The 22,869-nt window shown below is 34.1% G+C and carries 18 protein-coding genes; 13 read left to right on the top strand and 5 right to left on the bottom strand.

What is annotated here, in order from left to right:
- The first annotated feature begins 31 nt into the window (after positions 1-31).
- The 7 genes from GCL57_RS14595 (at position 32) to GCL57_RS14570 (ending at position 10,764) form a co-directional block, all read left to right on the top strand.
- On the top strand, positions 32-7,054 hold the full coding sequence (locus tag GCL57_RS14595) for an FG-GAP-like repeat-containing protein (RefSeq protein ID WP_152214093.1): 7,023 nt from the start codon (positions 32-34) through the stop codon (positions 7,052-7,054).
- 1 nt (position 7,055) lies between these two features.
- Complete coding sequence (locus GCL57_RS14590; protein WP_152214092.1) at positions 7,056-7,625, top strand: imm11 family protein; 570 nt, start codon at positions 7,056-7,058, stop codon at positions 7,623-7,625.
- Positions 7,626-7,723: 98 nt separating this feature from the next.
- The gene (locus tag GCL57_RS15100) at positions 7,724-7,846 is read left to right on the top strand and encodes a hypothetical protein (RefSeq protein ID WP_281349679.1); all 123 of its coding nucleotides are present in this window, start codon (positions 7,724-7,726) and stop codon (positions 7,844-7,846) included.
- Position 7,847: 1 nt separating this feature from the next.
- Positions 7,848-8,417 carry an imm11 family protein gene (locus tag GCL57_RS14585; RefSeq protein ID WP_152214091.1) on the top strand — a complete coding sequence of 190 codons (570 nt, stop codon included), beginning with the start codon at positions 7,848-7,850 and terminating at the stop codon, positions 8,415-8,417.
- A gap of 221 nt (positions 8,418-8,638) precedes the next feature.
- Positions 8,639-9,208 carry an imm11 family protein gene (locus GCL57_RS14580; RefSeq protein ID WP_152214090.1) on the top strand — a complete coding sequence of 190 codons (570 nt, stop codon included), beginning with the start codon at positions 8,639-8,641 and terminating at the stop codon, positions 9,206-9,208.
- Positions 9,209-9,465: 257 nt separating this feature from the next.
- Entirely contained in the window at positions 9,466-10,035 is a 570-nt protein-coding gene (locus GCL57_RS14575; protein ID WP_152214089.1) for an imm11 family protein, read from the top strand.
- 147 nt (positions 10,036-10,182) lie between these two features.
- Positions 10,183-10,764 (top strand): imm11 family protein, encoded by a 582-nt coding sequence (locus tag GCL57_RS14570; RefSeq protein WP_152214088.1) that lies wholly within the window; start codon positions 10,183-10,185, stop codon positions 10,762-10,764.
- An 84-nt stretch (positions 10,765-10,848) separates the two neighbouring features.
- Here GCL57_RS14570 and GCL57_RS14845 read toward each other — a convergent pair whose 3' ends face one another.
- On the bottom strand, positions 10,849-11,016 hold the full coding sequence (locus tag GCL57_RS14845) for a hypothetical protein (RefSeq protein ID WP_161597785.1): 168 nt from the start codon (positions 11,014-11,016) through the stop codon (positions 10,849-10,851).
- A 378-nt stretch (positions 11,017-11,394) separates the two neighbouring features.
- Between GCL57_RS14845 and GCL57_RS14565 the strand changes: the two genes are divergently transcribed.
- The 5 genes from GCL57_RS14565 (at position 11,395) to GCL57_RS14545 (ending at position 16,937) form a co-directional block, all read left to right on the top strand.
- Positions 11,395-13,122, top strand: a complete 1,728-nt coding sequence (locus GCL57_RS14565) for a putative toxin (RefSeq protein ID WP_152214087.1) — start codon at positions 11,395-11,397, stop codon at positions 13,120-13,122.
- Positions 13,123-13,135: 13 nt separating this feature from the next.
- Positions 13,136-13,948: a hypothetical protein gene (locus GCL57_RS14560; RefSeq protein ID WP_152214086.1), complete on the top strand. Its 813-nt coding sequence runs from the start codon at positions 13,136-13,138 to the stop codon at positions 13,946-13,948.
- Positions 13,949-14,138: 190 nt separating this feature from the next.
- Entirely contained in the window at positions 14,139-14,948 is an 810-nt protein-coding gene (locus tag GCL57_RS14555; protein ID WP_152214085.1) for a hypothetical protein, read from the top strand.
- A gap of 187 nt (positions 14,949-15,135) precedes the next feature.
- Positions 15,136-15,945: a hypothetical protein gene (locus GCL57_RS14550; RefSeq protein ID WP_152214084.1), complete on the top strand. Its 810-nt coding sequence runs from the start codon at positions 15,136-15,138 to the stop codon at positions 15,943-15,945.
- Between the two features lie 104 nt (positions 15,946-16,049).
- Positions 16,050-16,937 carry a hypothetical protein gene (locus GCL57_RS14545; RefSeq protein WP_152214083.1) on the top strand — a complete coding sequence of 296 codons (888 nt, stop codon included), beginning with the start codon at positions 16,050-16,052 and terminating at the stop codon, positions 16,935-16,937.
- Positions 16,938-17,248: 311 nt separating this feature from the next.
- On the opposite strand, the gene pth is transcribed toward GCL57_RS14545, so the two are convergent.
- Positions 17,249-17,803, bottom strand: a complete 555-nt coding sequence (gene pth / locus GCL57_RS14540; RefSeq protein ID WP_161597784.1) for an aminoacyl-tRNA hydrolase — start codon at positions 17,801-17,803, stop codon at positions 17,249-17,251.
- A gap of 5 nt (positions 17,804-17,808) precedes the next feature.
- Complete coding sequence (locus GCL57_RS14535) at positions 17,809-18,357, bottom strand: 50S ribosomal protein L25 (RefSeq protein WP_161597783.1); 549 nt, start codon at positions 18,355-18,357, stop codon at positions 17,809-17,811.
- Positions 18,358-18,716: 359 nt separating this feature from the next.
- Here GCL57_RS14535 and pal point away from each other — a divergent pair, with 359 nt between their 5' ends.
- A complete protein-coding gene (gene pal, locus GCL57_RS14530; protein ID WP_152214080.1) occupies positions 18,717-19,202 on the top strand; it encodes a peptidoglycan-associated lipoprotein Pal in 486 nt (161 codons plus the stop codon).
- Positions 19,203-19,268: 66 nt separating this feature from the next.
- Here pal and GCL57_RS14525 read toward each other — a convergent pair whose 3' ends face one another.
- Complete coding sequence (locus tag GCL57_RS14525; protein ID WP_152214079.1) at positions 19,269-20,045, bottom strand: HAD family hydrolase; 777 nt, start codon at positions 20,043-20,045, stop codon at positions 19,269-19,271.
- 100 nt (positions 20,046-20,145) lie between these two features.
- Positions 20,146-22,848 (bottom strand): tetratricopeptide repeat protein, encoded by a 2,703-nt coding sequence (locus tag GCL57_RS14520; protein ID WP_152214078.1) that lies wholly within the window; start codon positions 22,846-22,848, stop codon positions 20,146-20,148.
- Between the last annotated feature and the right edge of the window lie 21 nt (positions 22,849-22,869).

Genomic DNA, 22,869 nt, shown 5'->3' with positions numbered 1-22,869 from the left:
TATCTTAGTTTCATTTTTAAAAGAGGATAAAGTGAAAAAAAATAATTTAATGTATTTCTTTGCGTTATCGAGTCTTTTGTTAACATCGAATGAATTGTATGCAGAGTCCTTATCAGCTCCCATTCTATCAAGACCTGAAGCTCCTGGAAAATTTGGAGCACGTAGTTTGGATTGGACAGCGTTTGAAAATGGCGATATTTCCTATTCAATTCCCATTCAGACACCTGCATTGCGTCAAATGAGTATAGATTTAAGTGTTTACTATTCTTCTAAGGATGCTTTAAGTGAAGCAGGATCCTTTTGGAAATTCAATTTACCAAAACTTGCTCTAGATTTAAAAAAAGGGAACACACAATTTATCTCAAGCAGCAGTTGTGCATCTTCAAATGCAGACAATCTTTATTTAAATGGTTCAAGAATGATTGCTCTTGGAAATGGTACATGGGCGAGTCATTTAAATTCCGCTAGAGATATTCTTCGCTGTGGAGAAAGAGGTTTTGTTTATTATAAAGCAAATGGTGAAATCTATTCGTTTGGATCCTCTATAGAGGGACAGGTTGTCAATGCAGATGGACAGGCTTTGGAATGGTATTTAAGTGCCAAATCATCCTTTCAAGGTCAGCAGAAAATATATTATTCCTATATAAAACCCACAGCTTCTTCAAAATCTTTTAAATTCTCAGAAGATTTTCTTTTTGTTTCAAAGCCTCTTCTGAGTACAATTGTCGCAGACGATTTGTTAGTGCAAGTTAATTACGAAGAGAATCGATTTAAAAATCCACATTTTGTGCGTGGACTTGCACAGTTGATTGCAGGACGGGTGCAAAAAATTCGAGTTCTAAAGAAAAATAAACAGCTCAGAAGTTATTTATTTCGCTATGAAGACAACGAATTTAACTCTTTTCCAAGATTGTTATCTGTACAAGAAACTGGAGAGACAGAAAATGATCTCCTACCAAAAACTTTGTTTAGTTATCGTGGTGTTAACTCTTCACTTGCAGAATCATTTAAATCAATAAATCAAGCTAAAGATTTTTACTTACAAACTCCTGTAGCTGAATATACAAAATTTGCAGATATACTTGGTATTGGTACTTCTCAAGCACTCGTACCAGCAGGTTCTGCTGGCGTTTGGCTTTATTCTCATGATCCGTCCCAAGTATTTTTACCAGACAAAGAAACAAACTTTGCAAAAACAAAGAGACAATTTATTAGTTTTGATAAACATTTAGGAGATCCTAATTATAAAAAATTAGCAAATATGAGTTTCTTTGATTTCACAGGCAATGGTCTTACAGATATTTTCATCTCCTCAGGGCAAGGTGAAATCACGCCTTATATTATGATTAATGATCGAAAAATAGATGCAGATGGGAATATAAGTTTTGAACGAGCTGCTCGTTTTGATAAATATGATTATGAATTTATGACTATGTGTAATCCCGATGCTAGGAAATGGAAGCTTGCTGATTTTTCGGGAAATGGCAAAGGAGATTTTTTCTGCACAGGGCGAACAGGAATTCACATTTTTTTAAATAAAGGTCTTGGAGAATATAAAAAAAGTTTAGACGTTTATTTTATTGAAGGTGAGCAAGTCAGAATTCCAACCGATTTAGACTTAAGATATGCTGACATTTCTAATATTCAAATTGTGGATTGGAATGGAGATGGATTGCCTGATCTTTTAGAATTCAACGGGGCAAAGGTAACACTCTATTTAAATAATGGCAGACTTGCCAAAGGTGAAAGAAAAGGGAAATTTTTTGAAAAAATTGAGCTTGGTATTATTCCTTCCCTTGCAGGAATAAAACCAAGCGAAATCGTGATTGGCGATTTTACTGGGACTGGTTTGCCAAGTCTCTATTACGATAGAAAGTATTTTTTAATCAATAATGGTCTAGGTCAACCCTTAACAGAGTCTTATATTGAAAATGCCCCCAAAATGAATACGCAACAAATGGCGGTGGCAAATTTAACGGGCACGGGCAAACAACAGATCATTGCATCGGCTGGATATGAAAATAATATTATAGAACTAGCGAACCGATCTTTTCCAAATTTATTGCACTCTGTCGTTACGTCAGATGGACGCTTTTTAAGTTTCAACTATTCTTCATCGGTCTTGGAAAATAGAGAAGCAAGGGAAGCAGAAGGCGATACGGAAGTTCGGGAAATTGAAAATAAATTTCCACATATGCCTGTCATTATTCCTGTCTTAAAACAAGTAGGAATTTCCGATCACTTTAACCCTATGCGAATATCACGCTATTCATACCGCATTCCTCAATACGATCGTGGTTTAAATAAATTCCTTGGTTTTTCTCTCGTACGTAAGCAGGACGTGGGCGATGCAACTCAAGCTGGTACTTTATCGGAGCAGCGTCTTTTATCGGGTTATCGAATTTCTGAATCGGAAATTTATGCTTCTATTGAAGATCACCGATTGAGTTCAGAAAAAACAGCCTTTTTTAAAGGTGCACCATTGGAATGCTTTGATAAAAATATCTTGCAAGATAAAACGCAGTGGTGTGCCGATCTCAGTGGTTTGAGTTATTATAAGCGGACAGGAGCGGCTTATAACGCTCAATCTTTTGCTACAGGTAGAATAAATACCCAAGAAAATTATAAAACAGAGCGCAGTCAAATTTCCATACGCTCATTAACAGCAAATGATTTTTCAGGTTTAGGTGCACTCATAAATGGAGTGAATGAGCCTGCGCAGATCTATCGAGAGGTCACGGAGTCATTTGTCAATGGAGATAAATATCTAAATTATCAGAGTCTATATGGAAAAGTAACGAATATATATGACGAACAGGGTCGTGTTGTCACGAGCGTAAAAAGCAATTCTCCTATTTTAACTGGAGATGATCAGGTTACAACTTATAATTATTTTTGCCCATCAAGTCATTTAGAAAATCCAAAAATATTTTGTGATAATATTGAACTGACGCAAACGTCTTCTGCACTTGGAAGTGTAAAACAGTTAACGCAAAAAGTTGTCTATGATAACTTCACAGGTTTGCCGCTCGAAGAATGGTCCTCGAACCAAAACAATGAATTGGTTTTGCACACTTCTGCTCAATATGATTCTTTCGGGCGATTTATTTCGCTCGTAAAAGCGACTGGTGAATATTCATTTTTTGAATGGGATACAGAAAATGCAAATCTAAAATCTATACTAGATCACGATAAAATAAAAATAAATGCTGAATACGACGATTTTGGGCGCATTCATAAAATTTACAGCAATAAAGGTAATATCTCTAAGTTTAGTTATGATTCTTTTAGCAGAATATTAAGCACAAGTAAAAATATTGCTGGTAATAACCCGATTAATATAATCCATACTGAGCAAAGTCTTTGGAATACATTTTTAAATTGGCTGAAGACTGCTTTTGGACATCAAAATACGAGTACTGAACTCGTTGAAATCGAGCGTTATGAATATTCATTTCCATCGTTAAAAATTGCTTCTGCTTTAAGTCTTGAAGAAGCAGTTAAAAGTTGGAATAATTTTGATACACAATTACCAATTATTCCAAATGCAGATTCATATAATGAAAGTGTTCTAGGGAAGTTTACCGATGTTGAAATTATTCCTGGGCATGTGAGCATATATCGGCGCAACCAAGCAAATGAAGAACTTTCTTTGACTTCCAAAATTTGGTTATCGGGTGGTGATGAAGCTTTATTTTTAGCGGCAAAAATAGGTGAAAATAGATATTCAGTAACCAATAAAGCAAAAATAAATTCCCGTGGAAAAATACACACAGAATATTTAAACAGCGAAATTTCGTTTGAGAATATTCAAAATAACAAATTACCTAATATAAATTCATTTCAAGTAAAAAGTATTTTTAAATTTTATTCCGATGGCAATATTGCAAGTGTAGAATTTGCTGAAGAATCGGTACAAAAATATATTCAAGGCGTGGATTTTGAAGAAGCAATTTCGCCTGAAGGCAGAAGATCACGTAGAATTTTCAATCAACTGGGGCAAGTGGCAGCAAAGCACATTGGCCTTGATAGCAATGGCAATATCACGCAAGACACTTTAGTCACAAATATCAACTACGATGCATTGGGGAGACTCTCGCAGATATCCAATAATGACGGCTTGTTTGCTATGCAAACCTTTTCTGCAAGCGGTCAAGTCGAAGCACAGACAAACAATGCTTTGGGTATATCCCGTTACTTTTATGATAACTACGGTCGTCTTATTCAGTCAGCACTTTGTCCAGTTGGAACAGATTCTGAAAGTTGTAATCTTTTAAACTCTTCAGTTTTATATAAATCTTATGCATATAATGCAAAAGGAAAATTAGAAAAAGAAGAGCACACTCGTTTTAATCGAGAAAATGGTACGCATGCTAAAGAAACAATTCAATATCAATTCGGATCATTCGAAGCAAATAATCGAGTGCAAGATGTTGGTATGCCAATATCAATTTCTATTCATTCATTAAGTGAATTGGGTGGAAGTTTAAGCAAGAGACTTTTATCTTATGATCAAGAAGGCGGAGTTGTCTCTGAAGACTTAGAATTGTTCTTAGGATTACAAAAAAATAATTCTTCGGACTTAGAAAATAAAAAAAGTGTCGGTGTTTATCAAGTCGAAAGAATAAGAGATCTTTCTGGTAATTTAGTACAACTGCGTTCACGTGGAGGCTTTTCCCGCGATAAATTAACAGAACTTAAAGACAATTATTTTACGGGTTATGCTGCTAAATACGAAGCAGGGACATCACAGCTGACAAGACTCAGTTTTCTTCAAAATGGTAAAGAGCAATCAGTGCCTTTGCAATCTGTTTACTTAGATGGACAGGGTTATGTTAAGAAAATTAATTTAGAAAATAATTTAGAATTGCAAGCATGTTGGCACAAGCGCAAAGAAGTTCCCTTAGCTTATTGGGTTGGAAAAAAAGACAATACACCCAATAAACTTTGTGATGCATCAACTGATACAACAAATGCTTTGTTTCACAATCGCTGGGATTATGACAAAGATTTATTTCCTATTTCTTCAACGGATCTGCGCGGAAACATAATTTCAAATGCGGCTTTATCTGGAAATTCATTATTTAGTTACGATGTTCAAGGACGTCTTGCAAGTACACAAGGGATTGATGACGAGAGTCATTCTTGGGGCAAAATAACTTATGAATATTCCGTTGGCGGAAAAATAAATAAAGTTACCCGTTCAGGTCATTTTATAAAAGAGCGCATAGGAAAAAATGCTAATTCTTTAGTAGACACTTATTCATATAGCACAGCAGGACAAATAGGTCTTTTACAGTCGGTTCTGTCATCAGACAATAAAGAAACAGCATTGCAAAAGTTTGCAAGCGACAGCATTGGTTTTAGAAAATATGGCGTTGCTCCAACCCTTGCGGTTTTAAATAGTGATACTTTAAATAGAGCAGCGTCTTCTTGGAAAAATCAAGAAGAAATTCCAATGCACAAATACATTTGGAATGGGCGCGGTCAGCTTGCAGGAGTTTTTGGTGCGGTCCTGAAAAAAGACTCACATAATCTTGAAACCAATGAATTGCTCAATTACCGCATGAGTGATGCTGGTGGTGGCCAGCTTGCAGAATTTGATGGAGTTGATTTCCTTGAAAACAAAAAGGATAAAACCACAGAAGTTACTTTAACTAAGCTTCCACGCAATGTGAATTTAACCGATGGAATAACTTTCGAACGAGACGAAATTCACCTGAGTATTGATTTAGGTTCCTTCGCAAGCTTAAGATTGATAACCCGTTACCCAACTTTAAATGCAACAAGTCCTGAAACCTTAAAGTCAGCAGAGATGCAGACACGTAAAGAACTTGTAGTTAAAGATCATGTTGGCTCAGTTTCACAAGTCATAGATATATCCACTCACAAAATAGTAGAACGCAATGCCAGTGAACCGTTTGGTCTCGCGCGTGGAATTCCCTTATTATCCAACTCAGTTTTAAATGAATTCAAAACCAATAATAAACGCGCAGATATTGCTCTCTATCAAAATGCACAAAGTAACATGCGAGACAATTGGGAACTTAAATCTTACGAGGTCGTAGGTTCTTCGAATGGAAATGCAGCGCAAGGAATGCGTGGTTCAACGGTTTTTGCCACTGGAAAGTTTTCGGCAAGCACAGGTCTGCACTACATGGGTGCTCGAGCTTACGATCCAGCCCGCGGGGTCTGGATGTCACCTGACCTTTATTTAGGGCAGAGTTTAGAACGCATGTTTAGCAGTCCTGCAGAGGCCAATTTATTTCAATATTCAATGAACAATCCAGTTTTGTTGAATGATCCATCAGGAGAAAGTTATAAGAAGGTTATTAAGGATACCATACAAACAGGTGATGCTGCACTCGCAGCACAAGAGTTTTATGAGTCGGTGTCTGAGCGGGTAGCTGATGTAGTCAATACTGATCTGACTTTTGAACAACGGACTTATCAGGGGCTTTGTATTGCTGCTGAACTTGCTCCGATAAATTGTGATGAAGCAGATGCAATTCGCAACGGTATTTCAGTGGCTTATGAAGTGACTCAAGACTTTTTTGCCCAAGACAGTGTACAAAGTTCCAGTCCCAAAACAGAAGTTTATGACTCTGTTGAAGCGTCTAAAGATGAAAAAGCACAAATTCATCATATTTGTACGGATAAAAACTATGTCTCTAAAAGCAATGGTGGACCTTGGACTCCAAAATTTGAAGAATTGTTTGAAGATGTAAAAATGTCAATGCAAGATGATTTGAACAAGGTGAGTGTGCCTGGGCACAAGTCAAGACACAGTGAAGAATATCACACTACAGTCTATGAACGCTTAATTAAAGCTGTGGATGGAAAAACAGGAGATGAGTCTAAACAGTCTTTTCGTTCTGAACTGACAAATCTTAAAAAGGAAATAGCTACGAGGGGGTCAGAATTAAACAATATGGTGCGAAGAGTGGATGCAAATGGCAATTCAACCAGCAAAAATAAATCAAATAATGTAAATAAAGATGGCAAAGATATCAAAAATAAATCTAGTACAGTTAAAAAAGAAGAGAAGAAATAAGATGAATTTGTTTAAATTAACCTGGCCAAAAAATAAATATAAATTTTTATTATTTTACAAAGCAACTGAATTAGAAACAGGACTGGCATATCGAGACGATCTATTTAAACATGGAGAACCAATTGAGATTAATAATTCTTTAATTATCGATAAAAAATCCTGGGGAGAAAATTTTGCCGATTTTCATTTTGGAATAAGGGATGCTCCATATGTAAATGAACGATTTATTGACTGCTTAAAAGCGGTCGGAGAAACAAATTATCAATTGCTTCCGGTCACTGTGCTGCCAGAGGAAAAGTCTTATTATATTCTAAATACTCTGAATATGATTGACTGTGTCGACCGAGAGCAATCAGTCTTTACCCTTTGGACAGAAGAAGACAATAGACCTGATATTTTAGGTGATTTTAGAGGATTTGGAAAAATGATTTTAGACCCCAAAAAAGTCCCCGAAGGAGTTCACTTTTTTCGAATAAAAGGTTGGGAAGTTGTAACAGTTGTAACTAAGGCTCTTGTCGAAGAGTTTAAAAAAAGAAAAATCACTGGGTTTGAATTGATTTCTGTTGGGTAAAGTATTTTGTAATCTGTGAAAGTCACGTAGAAAATTTAATAGATATTTTCTACTTGACTATTCAATAAGAATATTAAGCTATATTTTTTTGAAATAATATGTTACGAAGAGTGGATTCAAATGGCAATTTAACCAGCAAAAATAAATCAAATAATGTAAATAAAGATGGCAAAGATATCAAAAATAAATCTAGTACAGTTAAAAAAGAAGAGAAGAAATAAGATGAATTTGTATGATTTAACTTGGCCAAAAGCAAAAAATAAATTTTTATTATTTTATGAAGCAACTGAAATAAATACAGGAGTCCGTTATCGTGGTGATTTATTTAGTTATGGCAAAAGAATAGAATTAAAAAATCCACTTGTGATTGATAAGAAATCCTGGGGAGAAAATTTTGCCGATCTTAATTTTGGAATAGGCAATGTTCCCTATATAAATGAACGTTTTATCGACTGCTTAAAAGCAGTTGGAGAAACAAATTATCAATTGCTTCCGGTCACTGTGCTACCAGAAGAAAAGCCATATTATATTCTCAATACTCTGAATATGATTGACTGTGTCGACCGAGAGCACTCAGTTTTTAACCTTTGGACAGAAGAAGACAATAGATCTGATATTTTAGGTGATTTTAGAGGGTTTGGAAAAATGATTTTAGATCCAAAAAAAGTCCCCGATGGAGTTCACTTTTTTCGAATTAAAGGTTGGGAAGTTGTTACAATAGTTACCAAGGCTCTTGTCGAAGAGTTTAAAAAAAGAAAAATCACTGGGTTTGAATTGATTTCTGTTGGGTAAAGTATTCTTTAATTTAAAATAATCATGCAGAAAATTTGACGTATATTTTCTATCTGACTATTTAATTAGAGAATTATTCGACATATTTTTTAAAAATATGGTGCGAAGAGTGGATGTAAATGGCAATTCAACCAGCAAAAATAAATCAAATAATGTAAATAAAGATGGCAAAGATATAAAAAATAAATCTAGTACAGTTAGAAAAGAAGAGAAGAAATAAGATGAATTTGTATGATTTAACTTGGCCAAAAGCAAAAAATAAATTTTTATTATTTTATGAGGCAACTGAAATTGATACTGGACTTGCTTATGATGATTATCTATTTAAGTGTGGAAAAAAGATAGATATAAAAAATCCACTTGTGATCGATAAAAAATCCTGGGGAGAATATTTTGCAGATTTTCATCATGGAATAGGGGATGCTCCATATGTAAATGAGCGCTTTATCGACTGCTTAAAAGCGGTCGGAGAAACAAATTATCAATTGCTTCCAGTCACTGTGCTGCCAGAGGAAAAGCCTTATTATATTCTAAATACATTAAATATGATTGACTGTGTTGACCGAGAGCAATCAGTCTTTACCCTTTGGACAGAAGAAGACAATAGACCTGATAAACTAGGAGATTTTCATAGACTTGATAAAATGATTCTAGACCCTAAAATGATTCCTACAGAGGTGCACTTTCTTAGGCTGAAAGGATTTAAATCCATAACAATAGTTACAAAGGCTCTTGTCGAAGAGTTTAAAAAAAGAAAAATTACGGGGTTTGAATTGATTTCTGTGGGGTAAAGTATTTTGTAATCTGTGAAAGTCACGCAGAAAATTTAACGGATATTTTCTACGTGACTATTCAATTAGAATATTAAGCTGTATTTTTTTGAAACAATATGGTGCGAAGAGTGGATGTAAATGGCAAATCAACTAGCAAAAATAAATCAATAATCTAAATAAAGATGGCAAAGATGGCAAAGATGGCAAAGATGGCAAAGATGGCAAAGATATCAAAAATAAATCTAGTACAGTTAAAAAAGTAGAGAAGAAATAAGATGAATTTGTTTAAATTAACTTGGCCAAAAGCAAAAAATAAATTTTTATTATTTTATGAGGCACCTGAAATAGATACTGGGCTTGCTTATGATGGTCAATTGTTTGTCTGCGGAAAAAGAATAGAAATAAATAACCCACTTGTGATCGATAAAAAATCCTGGGGGGAATATTTTGCCGATTTTAATTTTGGAATTGGAAAAGCTTCCTATATAAATGAGCGCTTTATCGACTGTTTAAAAGCAGTTGGAGAAACAAATTATCAATTGCTTCCGGTCACTGTGCTGCCAGAGGAAAAGCCTTATTATATTCTAAATACTCTGAATATGATTGACTGTGTCGACCGAGAGCAATCAGTTTTTAACCTTTGGACAGAAGAAGACAATAGACCTGATATTTTAGGTGATTTTAGAGGATTTGGAAAAATGATTTTAGACCCCAAAAAAGTCCCCGAAGGAGTTCACTTTTTTCGAATAAAAGGTTGGGAAGTTGTAACAGTTGTAACTAAGGCTCTTGTCGAAGAGTTTAAAAAAAGAAAAATTACGGGGTTTGAATTGATTTCTGTTGGGTAAGAAAATTTGAATCAGTTTATTCTTTTATATCGAATTAATTGCATATAATAATTTTTAAGTAAATTGCAAATGCTTTAAAAATAAATTAACAGAGTAATGGTCAAATATGTTTAATATAAAGTATCAACTGTCTAAAAAGGAAAATAAATGAAATATTATCAGATAATTCCCAAAGTTCGTGGATACCATATGGTCAATATAATTCAGAGTGGGGATATTTTAGCTTCATATGCCCATTGGGCGTTTACAAAATGTGTTTATCGACAGGAGAATTATAATCTTTATTGTATTACAAATCCTGATTTAGGACCTAAATTTGGTGATCTTATGTTTGGGAGAGAGGGGGCAGTATTTATTAATGAAAGTTTTGAACAAGTTCTTAATAAAGTTGATCAGAGTCATTTTCAATTAATTCCTATTAGAAAAGGAATTTCAGATTGTCCACAAAAATATCAGATCTTGAATATTCTAAAATGCATTGATTGTCTAAATGAAGAACTTTCAGTTTTTACCCCTACTCCTGAAGATAAAAGAAAGCTACCAGCTTTTTATGGCAATAAATATGAACTTTCAAAATTAGTTATTGACCTCAAAAAAATACCTGAGGGTAGCCATCTATTTCGTTTAATGGGTTGCGATAGTATTGTAATTGTAAGTGAAGAAATAGCAAAAAATATAAGAAAGATGAAATTAATTGGATTCAATTTAAAACTTATTGATAATAATTAATTGTATTTTAAAATTTAACTCAACCTCCTCGCTCGTATTTAATATTGACAAATTTTAATAATACCCTCACCCAAGCACATAAAATTATTGCATAATATTATGTATTAAATAATTATCATTACTTTTCTCATTTAGGTTTTGAATGATAGAGATTCTATCTTCATCCGTTCTATTTTGGCTTATTTTAAATTTGGATTTTAGGGACATGATTTCAAACTCAATTCCTATTATTTCAGATAACATTTCTTCCATTAATGCTTCTAAAGTCAGCAATAATCTAGTTTAAGCCTTGCGGAAGCTATTAAAAACTGGATTACTATTTCTTCAACGGATCTGCGCGGAAACATAATTTCAAATGCGGCTTTATCTGGAAATTCATTATTTAGTTACTATGTTCAAGGACGTCTTGCAAGTACACAAGGGATTGGTGACGAGAGTCATTCTTGGGGCAAAATAACTTATGAATATTCCGTTGGCGGAAAAATAAATAAAGTTACCCGTTCAGGTCATTTTATAAAAGAGCGCATAGGAAAAAATGCTAATTCTTTAGTAGACACTTATTCATATAGCACAGCAGGACAAATAGGTCTTTTACAGTCGGTTCTGTCATCAGACAATAAAGAAACAGCATTGCAAAAGTTTGCAAGCGACAGCATTGGTTTTAGAAAATATGGTGTTGCACCAACTCTTGCGGTTTTAAATAGTGATACTTTAAATAGAGCAGCGTCTTCTTGGAAAAATCAAGAAGAAATTCCAATGCACAAATACATTTGGAATGGGCGCGGTCAGCTTGCAGGAGTTTTTGGTGCGGTCCTGAAAAAAGACTCACATAATCTCGAAGCCAATGAATTGCTCAATTACCGAATGAGTGATGCAGGTGGTGGTCAGCTAGCAGAATTTGATGGAGTGGATTACCTTGAAAACAAAAAGGATAAAACCACAGAAGTTACGTTAACTAAGCTTCCACGCAATGTGAATTTAACCGATGGAATTTCTTTCGAACGAGATGAAATTCACCTGAGTATTGATTTAGGTTCCTTTGCAACTTTAAGACTGATAACCCGTTACCCAACTTTAAATGCAACAAGTCCTGAAACCTTAAAGTCAGCAGAAATGCAGACCCGTAAAGAACTTATAGTTAAAGATCATGTTGGCTCAGTTTCACAAGTCATAGATATATCCACTCATAAAATAGTAGAACGCAATGCCAGTGAACCGTTTGGTCTCGCGCGTGGAATTCCCTTATTATCCAACTCAGTTTTAAATGAATTCAAAACCAATAATAAACGCGCAGATATTGTTCTCTATCAAAATGCACAAAGTAACATGCGAGACAATTGGGAACTTAAATCTTACGAGGTCGTAGGTTCTTCGAATGGAAATGCAGCGCAAGGAATGCGTGGTTCAACGGTTTTTGCCACTGGAAAGTTTTCGGCAAGCACGGGTCTGCACAACATGGGTGCTCGAGCTTACGATCCAGCCCGCGGGGTCTGGATGTCACCTGACCTTTATTTAGGGCAGAGTTTAGAACGCATGTTTAGCAGCCCTGTAGAGGCTAATTTATTTCAATACTCAATGAACAATCCTGTTTTGTTGAATGATCCATCAGGAAAGTTTGTGCCTGCTTTAGTGATAGGAGCTGTTTGGGGTTATCGAGCATTCCAAGCCTATCGGACAGTTCAAGCAATCCAAGCAGTCACTATGGTTTCAACGGCTGTAATAGGTGGAAAAATATTAGCAGATGCTTCTGTTTCAAACAATGAAGTTGCTACAAACCCGAATGAGGCGTCCAAAATAAAATCTATTGCAACTTTGAATAAAGCAGAAACATGCAATGTAAATTCAAATAAGCAAAATGCGGATAGGAAATTAGCAGAAAATAGATCAAAGGGAGCTAGAGCTGAAGCAATGGTTGCAAGGGAAACGGGTTTAATAAAAAACACGAAAAGGTATGAAGTCCCAGGCTTTAAAAATGGGAGTACAATTCCTGACTTTATTGATCGATCGAATAAGTACGGTGTGATTGAAGTGAAAAATGTGAATGAACAAGTATTCAGGTCACAGATAGAAATGCAATTAGAAGTCGCAAAAGAACTAGGTTTGCGCTATACACTTTTCGTTGATAAACGAGCGAAGTTGAGTAGTAAGTTAGTTCAAGAAATATATGATTATAATGAAATAAATGGCTATGGAATAAAGGAAGGAATAGAACGACGAGATTTTAATGAAAAGGATAAAACTAATGGCTGTGAAATTGATTTAAATGAAAAAAAAGACACAGATACTCATACTAAGAATGACAAAGATCTTAATGCAGAAAAGAGCAATAAATTTATAGAAAATTCAATTTATTTGTAGATAAGGTTAATTTATGTTTAGAAAAAATTTTTTAAAAATTAAGTTTGATTCAAAATACCCAGGGATGATTGAAAAAGAATTTGCCAGAAGTTTTCTATCAGCCTGGCTCAGTGTGGAAGAAGACTTACGTCCTGAGGAGTTTTATTTTGCAGAGCGATCAAAAATAAAATTTGTGGTTTCTGAGCTCGGTGTTGAGGGTTTAGTAAATGGGTGGCCTCGTAAATGTAAAATGTTTAGAAGAAAAACCAAACCAAAGTTTGATGGTATGATTGGATACTATAAAAATGCAAATTGTCTCACAGTTTTTTTAACAATGGGGCAGAAATCAGAGTTTATGATTCGACTTTATAAATTGTTATTAAATTTATTTAAGGCAAACTATGGAAGAATTCAAAGTAATGAGGTGGAAATTAAACGAAATTGGTTTTATAAGGATTTTTATAATGCCACCCAGGAAAGACGATGTGGAACAAACGTTAATTCTTATGATGAATATGGTCTTGGTTTTAGAATTCCCCAACTCAGTTGGGTGAATTATTTAGGTAAAGATCTAGTTGAGCGCATAGGCGAAGATAAGTTTAAAACCTTAGAAGCCTACCAAGTGGAAAAAATAAATGATGGTTACTTAATAATTACGAATCCATCTCACCGTGTGCATGGCACAGAGGTTGGCTATGCCGAAGAAGAAAGGATTATGCAGCACTTAGGCCGACAGCACTTTTTTGATCGGAATTTAATTGATCTCAATATTCTCTGGGCTGATTATTACGAGAGAGATGATAATTTTTTGCAATTTATTGATGAAATTGCCCAGCAGAAAAAGTAAAAAGGAGAAATCCCTTTAGAAATCAATTTTAAGGGGATTTTTTTCTTGGAGATTTTGCGAAGTAATTTATATGGTAATATTGCGATTTTGGTGTTTAAATTCTTTGAAAAAATGATAATAAGAATAATAAATTAATTATTTTCGAAAAAAATTAATGAATTCTCTAATAATCAATAAATAAGGTGCTTTAATGTCTACACGAAATTATTTAATTTTTGAAATAAGATCAAAAAATCCTGAAATGGAAAGAAAAGAATTTGGCAGAAGTTTTTTATCAGACTGGCTCAGTGCAGAGGAAGACTTACGTCCCGAGGAGTTTTTCTTTGCTGAAGGAATGACAAAAAAATATTTGGTTTCAGAGCTTGGCGTTGAGGGCTTAGTAAATGAGTGGCCACGTAATTGTTCAATGTTTAGAAGAAAAACCAAACCTAAGTTTAATGGTATGATTTCATATTATCGTGAGAAAGTTTTAACAATATTTTTAACAATGGGTCAGAAATCAGATTTCATGATTCGGCTGTATAAATTGTTATTAAGAATATTTAAAGCAGATTTCGGAAATATTAGAAGCAATGATGTTGAAATTAAACAAAATTGGTTTTATAAAGAATTTTATGGTGTTACCCAGGAAAGAGGATGTGGAACATATGCTATGTCATATGATAAATATGGACTTGGTTTTAGAATTCCCCAACTCAGCTGGGTAAATTATTTAGGAAAAGATCTTGTTGAGCGCATTGGTGAAGACAAGTTTAAAACCTTAGAAGCCTACCAAGTTGAAAAAATAAATGATGGCTATTTAATAATTACAGATCCTTCTCACCGTGTGCATGGTACAGAGGTTGGCTATGCCGAAGAAGAAAGGATTATGCAGCACTTGGGCCGTCAGCATTTTTTTGATAGGAACTTAATTGATCTCAATATACTTTGGGCTGATTATTACGAGAGAGACGATAATTTTTTGCAATTTATTGATGAAATTGCCCAGCAGAAAAAGTAAATAGGAGAAATCCCCTTAGAAGTAAATTTTAAGGGGATTTTTTTCTTGGAGATTTTGCGAAGTAATTTATATGGTAATATTGCGATTTTGGTGTTTAAATTCTATGAAAAAATGATAATAATAATAAATAAATTATTTTTGAAAAAAATTAATGAAATCGCAAATAATCAATAAATAAGGTGCTTTAATGTCTACACGAAATTATTTAATTTTTGAAATAAGATCAAAAAATCCTGAAATGGAAAGTAAAGATTTTGGCAGAAGTTTTTTATCAGACTGGCTCAGTGCTGAAGAAGACTTACGTCCTGAGGAGTTTTTTTTTGCAGAGCGATCAAAAATAAAATTTATGGTTTCTGAGCTTGGTGTTGAGGGCTTAGTAAATGGGTGGCCTCGTAATTGTGAAACGTTTAGAAGAAAAAACAAACCTAAATATAAAGGTATGATTTCATATTATCGTGAGAAAGTTTTAACAATATTTTTAACAATGGGTCAGAAATCAGAGTTTATGATTCGGCTGTATAAATTATTATTAAGAATATTTAAAGCAGATTATGGAAGTATTAGAAGCAATGATGTTGAAATTAAACAAAATTGGTTTTATAAAGAATTTTATGGTGTTACCCAGGAAAGAGGATGTGGAACATATGCTATGTCATATGATAAATATGGACTTGGTTTTAGAATTCCCCAACTCAGCTGGGTAAATTATTTAGGAAAAGATCTTGTTGAGCGCATAGGTGAAGACAAGTTTAAAACCTTAGAAGCCTATCAAGTGGAAAAAATAAATGATGGCTATTTAATAATTACAAATCCATCCCACCGAGTACACGGTACTTCAGAAGGCTATGCCGAAGAAGAAAGGATTATGCAGCACTTGGGCCGACAGCATTTTTTTGATAGGGACTTAATTGATCTCAATATTCTCTGGGCTGATTATTACGAGAGAGATGATAATTTTTTGCAATTTATTGATGAAATTGCCCAGCAGAAAAAGTAAAAAGGAGAAATTCCTTTAGAAATCAATTTTAAGGGGGGCTTAGAGGTTTCAAAAATCTGTTTATGGGCTAATTTTTAATGAAAATATAAGGATAAAAATAAGAAATGAGTTATGAATTTCAAGTAAAATGTCAAAAGGTATCCTATAATAAATTTATGGAATTCTTTGAGAGTTTTGAAATAATATGCTTAGACGAAGAAGAAGCAGAAAAGAAATTCACTTTTAAAACATGGCCCCCTGAAAGACTTAGATTTTCTCCTTTCATAAATATGTGTAGAGCTATTGAACTTCAGTATTCACGTAGTGCTAAAGAAATGAATGTGCGCATTTTGAGTGCGGCCTCTCTTAATGAATTTGAACTTGCTTTAAAAATTATTTTATACTTTGCTGAGAATTATAAACTTTTAAAAGTCGAAAAACCTATTACCCACGAGGGGAATCAAAACTTTACAATCGATGAATTTAAATCTAAGTTCAACCACAATTGGATACATGAGTGTTTAGAGTTTGATGTAAAGACTTTTCTCTCATTCGGAAATAATAGCGTAATAGAAATTATTGGTGCACGCAGGTCAATGTATTTTGGTCCAAAAACTTTCGCTAAATTTCAAAACATTGCTACGGAGCAAAATATCAGTTTTGCTGACGTTTATTTTGCACAAATGTCTCGCTTACAAGCAATCGATTATGAAAATATTTATTATGCATCTGTGTGGGACTATGATAGAGATCCCAAGTTTGGGAAAAAAACTTTAACTATGTTGCAAGAAGACTTAGAGCTTATGTTACCTCCATCAGATCTCGTTTATATTCCTCAAAAAATAAAAACAGAGAGTTTTTTAATTTTACGAAATGATCTTGATGAAATTTTAAGATTATCTCATATCTCATTTGAATATTTTGATGATTGCAATATACAAATTCAGGCAATTAACTCTTTAGCTGAGCTAAAGGTTTTAGAAAATCAAAAAATTAAGTTTTTAATGAGTTGATTAAAAGAAGATGAAAATTTATAAGTTGAAATGATATAATAGACATGAATTTTTTAAGAATTTGAACATTTTCGTAGTTAATAATAATGCTTCAAGAAATAAAAAAAATAAACAATGGATTTGGATTGCGATAAATAAAGAAAATCGAGAAATTATTGATTTGTATATCGGATCGAGATCAGCAAAAGGAGCAAAGGTGTTCAAGATTGGTAAGGAAAACTTTATATTTTTCAAAAAAAATTGAAAATCATATTGTCGCTGTGTGGTATTTTCACTTCATTACAATGGAGTATTAAGAGTTTGGGACTACCTTAATTCTTAATATTTTTCTTTTTAAGTTGACGTAGTATATCGACAATTCGACTTTTAGCCAATGGAAAACTTTCTTTTTCTAAATACTCATTTTCTTGAGATGTGAATTTACCCAAGACCCAATTTGCCGTGGAGCTTTTGTGTTCTGGCTTGCCTATCCCAATTTTAACTCTATAAAACTTCTCAAAACCTGTTTTAGCTAAAATATCACGAATACCATTGTGTCCACCATGACCACCACCTAGACGCGTTTTTACTGCACCCTGTGACTGATCGAGATCATCAAAAATAACAATTAGATTTTGTTCGGAAATTTTGAAAAAATTGAGAATTTGTTGAACGCTATCGCCTGAAAGGTTCATATAACCTTGGGGCTTAACGAGAAAAACATCATAACCTTCCCAAGTCGTTCGCGCAGTTTGAGCGCCAAAACGATTTTGAGATAAAAAAACACCGGATTCAGAGGCTATCTTATCGATAAGCATGAATCCGATGTTATGGCGTGTGTTTTCATATTGGTTGCCAGGATTGCCTAGGCCGACAATAATAAACACTCTTATTAAATCTTAACGAGAGAAGCGAGAGCAACATTTTTGCCCTTACCTGTACGAACAACAATTCCTTCAGCAAGCTTAAGGTCATGGAGTTGAACAGATTGGTCCACTTTTAAGCCACTTACGTCCACTTCGATAGAGCGTGGAAGATTGGAAAGCTTTGATTTTACTTCAAGATAGCGTGTGCGGATGTTGAATGCGCCTTCTTTTTCTTGTTCGCGGGTTAGGCCAACAAAGTTAAGAGGAACATGTGTACGAACAACATCATTTGCTTGAACTTCTTGGAAGTCAAAATGAAGAGGTTTGTCGGTGATTGGGTGAACTTGAACTTCACGCATAAGAACAGATTTTTCTTCGTCATTAAGAACAAGTTTAACAACGCAAGAACGTGTGTGTTCTTTTGGAAGGTTAGAAGCGGAGATGGCAATTTGAGTTGCAGTCCCTTTTCTATAAAGAACACCTGGTACAAGCCCACTTTGGCGGCGCTTGCGAACGGTGCTTTTGCTAGCAGATTCACGCACTTGTGCATGAATTACAATGTTTTCTAAAGTCATGAGAAAAACTCCAATAAATTTCATCACCATAGAGGTATGGTGATGGGTTTGCATATATCAAAAAGGACTTTGAAGCAAGAGAAGCTTTGCAAAAGTGCAAAAAAAGTAGAGAATAAGATTTTAACAGCCTTTTGAGGATAAGACAAGCCTCCTATGGGCTCATACGTTCATTATACATAAACAAAACCCTTTAAAGCTAGCGCAGCATTTCAGGATAATGTAGGTTTTAATCAACAAGCCATTGTTACGTTGAGAAGATGTCAATTATTGCAAAGTAAATTTGATTTTTATGTGGTTATGCGTTTATAACCTCATATCTGCCTGTTTTAGGTTAGTAACGTTCACTGTAGGGGTCTTCTATGAAATTCTCTAAGGTATTTTTAGTTTCTTCTGTCCTCATCTCTGCGTTTTCTTTAGCAAGCTGCTCAAGTACTAAGAAGTCCGATGGGCCAAGCAAAGCTTCTGAACCAAGCGCACCTGCATCTCCAGTTGAGACTCACAATCCCAATTCTTCTGCGAATTTAAAAACAATTTATTTTGATTTTAATAAATATGATATTCGCGGAGATCAAAAAGAAACAGCTAATAAAATGGCTGAATCTTTAAAAGCAAATACAAGCACCAGTATTAGAATTGAAGGTCATACAGATGACCGTGGTTCCGCAGAATACAATATGGCTCTTGGGCAAAAGCGTGCTAAATCGCTTGAAAACTATTTAAAGGCAAATGGTGTTTCAAATTCAATTGAAACTATTAGCTATGGTAAAGAGCGCCCTGCTATGCAAGGTGAAAACGAGTCAGCTTGGGCTAAAAATCGTCGTGACGAAGTCGTTAATGTTAAATAATATTTAAACTAATATTTTTTAATTAAAAAAGGCCTTTAACTAAAGGTCTTTTTTTTTCAATTTATTTTAAAAGCGAGGATTATTTCTAACATTTTCTTCGAGTGAATCAACAATATCTTTTAAATTAAGTTTATTTCCCACAAGAAGAGTTTGAATTCCTAAGGTGTGAGCAGGAAGATCATAATATGGGTCATTGCCAATCATCACAGTACTATCAGGTGAAGCCCCAATTTTTTTTAATGTTTCATCAAAGAAATTTGTATTTGGTTTAGTTGTTTTCATTACATCCCATGATGTCACAAGATCGAAGTCATGTAAAAATAAATCACTGGCTTTTAAGCGCAGTTCAATTTCTTTTCTTCCAAAAACAGCATTGGTTGCTAAAGTTATATGCCGGTTACTTGCGTGGAGAAGATCGACTAATCTGCGTGCATAGGGATCGGAATGGAGAAAGAGACAAATAAAAGGATAATCAGAGTCAAAGAATTTTGACATAAATCTTTCAATTTTTTTTCTATTTGTATTTAATTCTGAAGCGAGTGTTTCAAAAAATGCTTCTTCATTTGTGGCAAAAGAATGAGGAGATAGCAGTATTTTTTTGGTTTTTTGTGCTGCTTTTATTAATTGAGAGAGAGAACCGAAGCTTCTCATTCGAAAAAGGACTCCCATGGCAAATAAGTTATGGAAAAGAGCACCTGGTTGGTCAATTAAAGTTCCATCCATATCAAGAAGAACATGAGTTTTTCCATTCCACCAATCTCCAGAAATGGTGATTTTATTTCTAATTCGTTTAATTTCTGAATTTTTGATAGATGATTTTGAACTTCCCTGCTTATTTTTCATTATGGAATTCCTGCAAATAAATACCTACGCGAAGAAACAAAACTGAAATTACGATTCAACAAATAAAATATATTCATTATAATTTGAAATTGTCAATTGTTTAGCAGGCTAAACCAACTGGACTTGTTGGATTTTTAGTTCCGACAGTATAAAAAATTTCTTCTATCATTCTTTGCTCGAAAGTATTTGTCGGATAAATTTGAAAGAGGTGAGAAAGGGTTTCCTTTGTGGTATTATTAAGTTGACCAGCTCTTTCCAGTCCTTTTACCAAAAAGTATAAACTTTGAACTGATGCATTTGTGCTGATATTATTTTGCATTTTTTCAATTCCAGCACTAAATTGTCCTTGTGCAACAAGAATATATCCATGTAAGACTTTTGTATCTAGCGGTACCTTATGAATATTGTCATAAGCATCCATTGCCGCTTCAAGTAAATTTTGTGCTCTTTTTAAATCAGAGCCTTTCATGGCAATGCTTAGAGCCTCAAGTTCAAATAATTTTGGTTTTGTTACTTTATTAAATAATGCTCGGTTATTTTTTGAAATGGAGAGCCATTCATCAACTAAGGGCCAATCTCCTGAAAAGCTATATATCTGTGCTATACATGTGGATAATGTTCCAAAATGAAATTCTTTAGGACCGTTTTTTTGGCGTAAAAGAAGCAATATCTGTTGTACAGCAGTTCTTGCGTTGTATCCTGCTCCTGCTCTCGCAAGAAAATTAAGCAGTGGTTCATTTATGTTTTCGCTAATAAGAATAGCACATTTAGCAAGAACCCAAGCATATTCTGAGAAACCACTGCGTAGACATTCGTTTCCATGGGCGATGAGTTTTTCAACAATTCCATTTTTATGTAATAAAGTAACATCTAGACCCAGAAGTGATTCTTCAAATTCTTTGATAATAATCTCTTTTTCTTTTAAGAATTCATTTCCATCAATATTTAAATTTGCCCTTAAATAGAGGACGAGATAAGAGTGATTCCAAGGATCATTTTCAAGCGATTTTAATATTTCATTATGAGTTTTTTCAAATCCGCCCTCTGAATAAAAAGCCGCTGCAATACTCCAGTGCATTTCGTTTGCTTGTTGTTCAGTTATTGTGGCTAAGGTCAAAGCTTCTTGAGCTACTTCTCGCGCTGTATTATAGTCATGAGATTTGAGAAGAAAAAATATGTATCGTAAAGTTCCATCGGTGTTAAAATAATCAATTGAAAACATTGATTTAAAATACTTTTTAGCTTCAGGAAACTGACTGTTTTTTGAATGTATTTCACCTAAATAATAGTTTACTTCAGGATCAAAGTTATAAAATGCAAATAATTCTTCTAATATTGGGAAGATAGTTGGATTTCCAGCATCGTTTGTTATAAGCTCTCTAATTTTATTTTTCTTAAGCATATATTCAGAAATATCTACTTTTTCAATTTTTAGTCCACAAAGTAACAGACAAAAGCGAACTTCAGCGCTGCCATGCGTGTTTTTATAAGCAACTTTTAAACACTCAAGAAGACCATCTGAGGGGTTTGAACTTACGCAATGTGAGGCCGTCTGTATGATAAGGTCAAGGGAAGCATCTTTAGATATCAAAATTGCAAAGTAACAAATACGAGCGACGGATTTTAATCCATACTCTTCACACAATTGAGCAATAAAAGAGATTTGATTCATATCTCTTGGCGATTTTTTGCATGCTATGACTAGATTTTCCACTTCACTCCGGCAAGCTTCGGCCGCCGGTTGATTTTTTCCAAGTTTATAAGCTTGCATTGCCCCAAGTAAACAGAGAATTTCAACCTCAATTGGGACTTCTCCATATTGTTTTTGTAACCAATCAGCAAGAGTTTTTAATGCTCCAATTGCATTTTTATGATCACCAGAATTAATAAATTCATTATATAAAGAAGTGTGCGTTTCAAAATGTCCATGAACAAGATATTTGTCAAGTGATTCAAAAATTTCTGAATAATCTGGAGAGTTTTCTGGAATAACTCCAAGTTGTTGAAGTTCAGTTAAAGTTGTTAGTATTGAAGTAGATTTGGAATTAAGTTTAAATGCATGATCCCATTTTTCAATGGCTTCGCTTAACTTGCCATTGCATTCTAATGCACAACCCGCAATATACCATGCTGCATAATTTTCAGGATGTTTTTCTTGAAGAAGTATTGTTTTTGCAAGAAGATCTTCTTTGCTATCAGGGTTAATAGAGTTTAATTTATCTTTTTTAGTTTCTGCTTCTTGAGGACTCATTTCAAAGTGTGGGTTTTCTTCCGCTATATAATCATCCGGAATGTCAAGTGTCCTATTTATTCTTATTTTTTTATTTGAAAGTATGCTCACAAGAGGCATTCTATTATTTGAAACATTATCAATATTTTTGGAAACCTCAAATGCTTGTTTTACAGGAGGATTAAATTTGTCTTTTTTAGTATCATTTTGATTCAGAAGTCTTATTTTTGCTAAAATATTAGCAAACTCAATTGCTTTTGATAATGGGAAATCTTTACAGAGTTTTTTAAATTCATGTATAAGCTCAGGAAGAGTGTCTCTCTTGGAGGAAACCTCAACACGACGAAAAAGAATTTCATAGTCATCAGGATGTTGGCGAGTGAGTTGTCTTAAAATAGCTTCGGCTTTATCAAAATCCTGGACAAAAATATACTTATTAGCGGAGTTAAGATAGTTTTCAGGTGTATTTTTGAGTTTATAAGAGCGTTTTTTTAGAGAGAAATTAATGCCTAAGACAATGTTTTGTCTATGCTTTAAACCTTTGATATTTAAACTCTTGGTACTTAACGGCATAATTTCTCCAGCAAGAGTTTG

The organism is Fluviispira multicolorata (genome assembly GCF_009208585.1).
Lineage (GTDB): Bacteria > Bdellovibrionota_B > Oligoflexia > Silvanigrellales > Silvanigrellaceae > Silvanigrella > Silvanigrella multicolorata.
The sequence above is the reverse complement of the archived record's forward strand: the minus strand, read 5'-3'. Positions and strand labels throughout refer to the sequence as shown.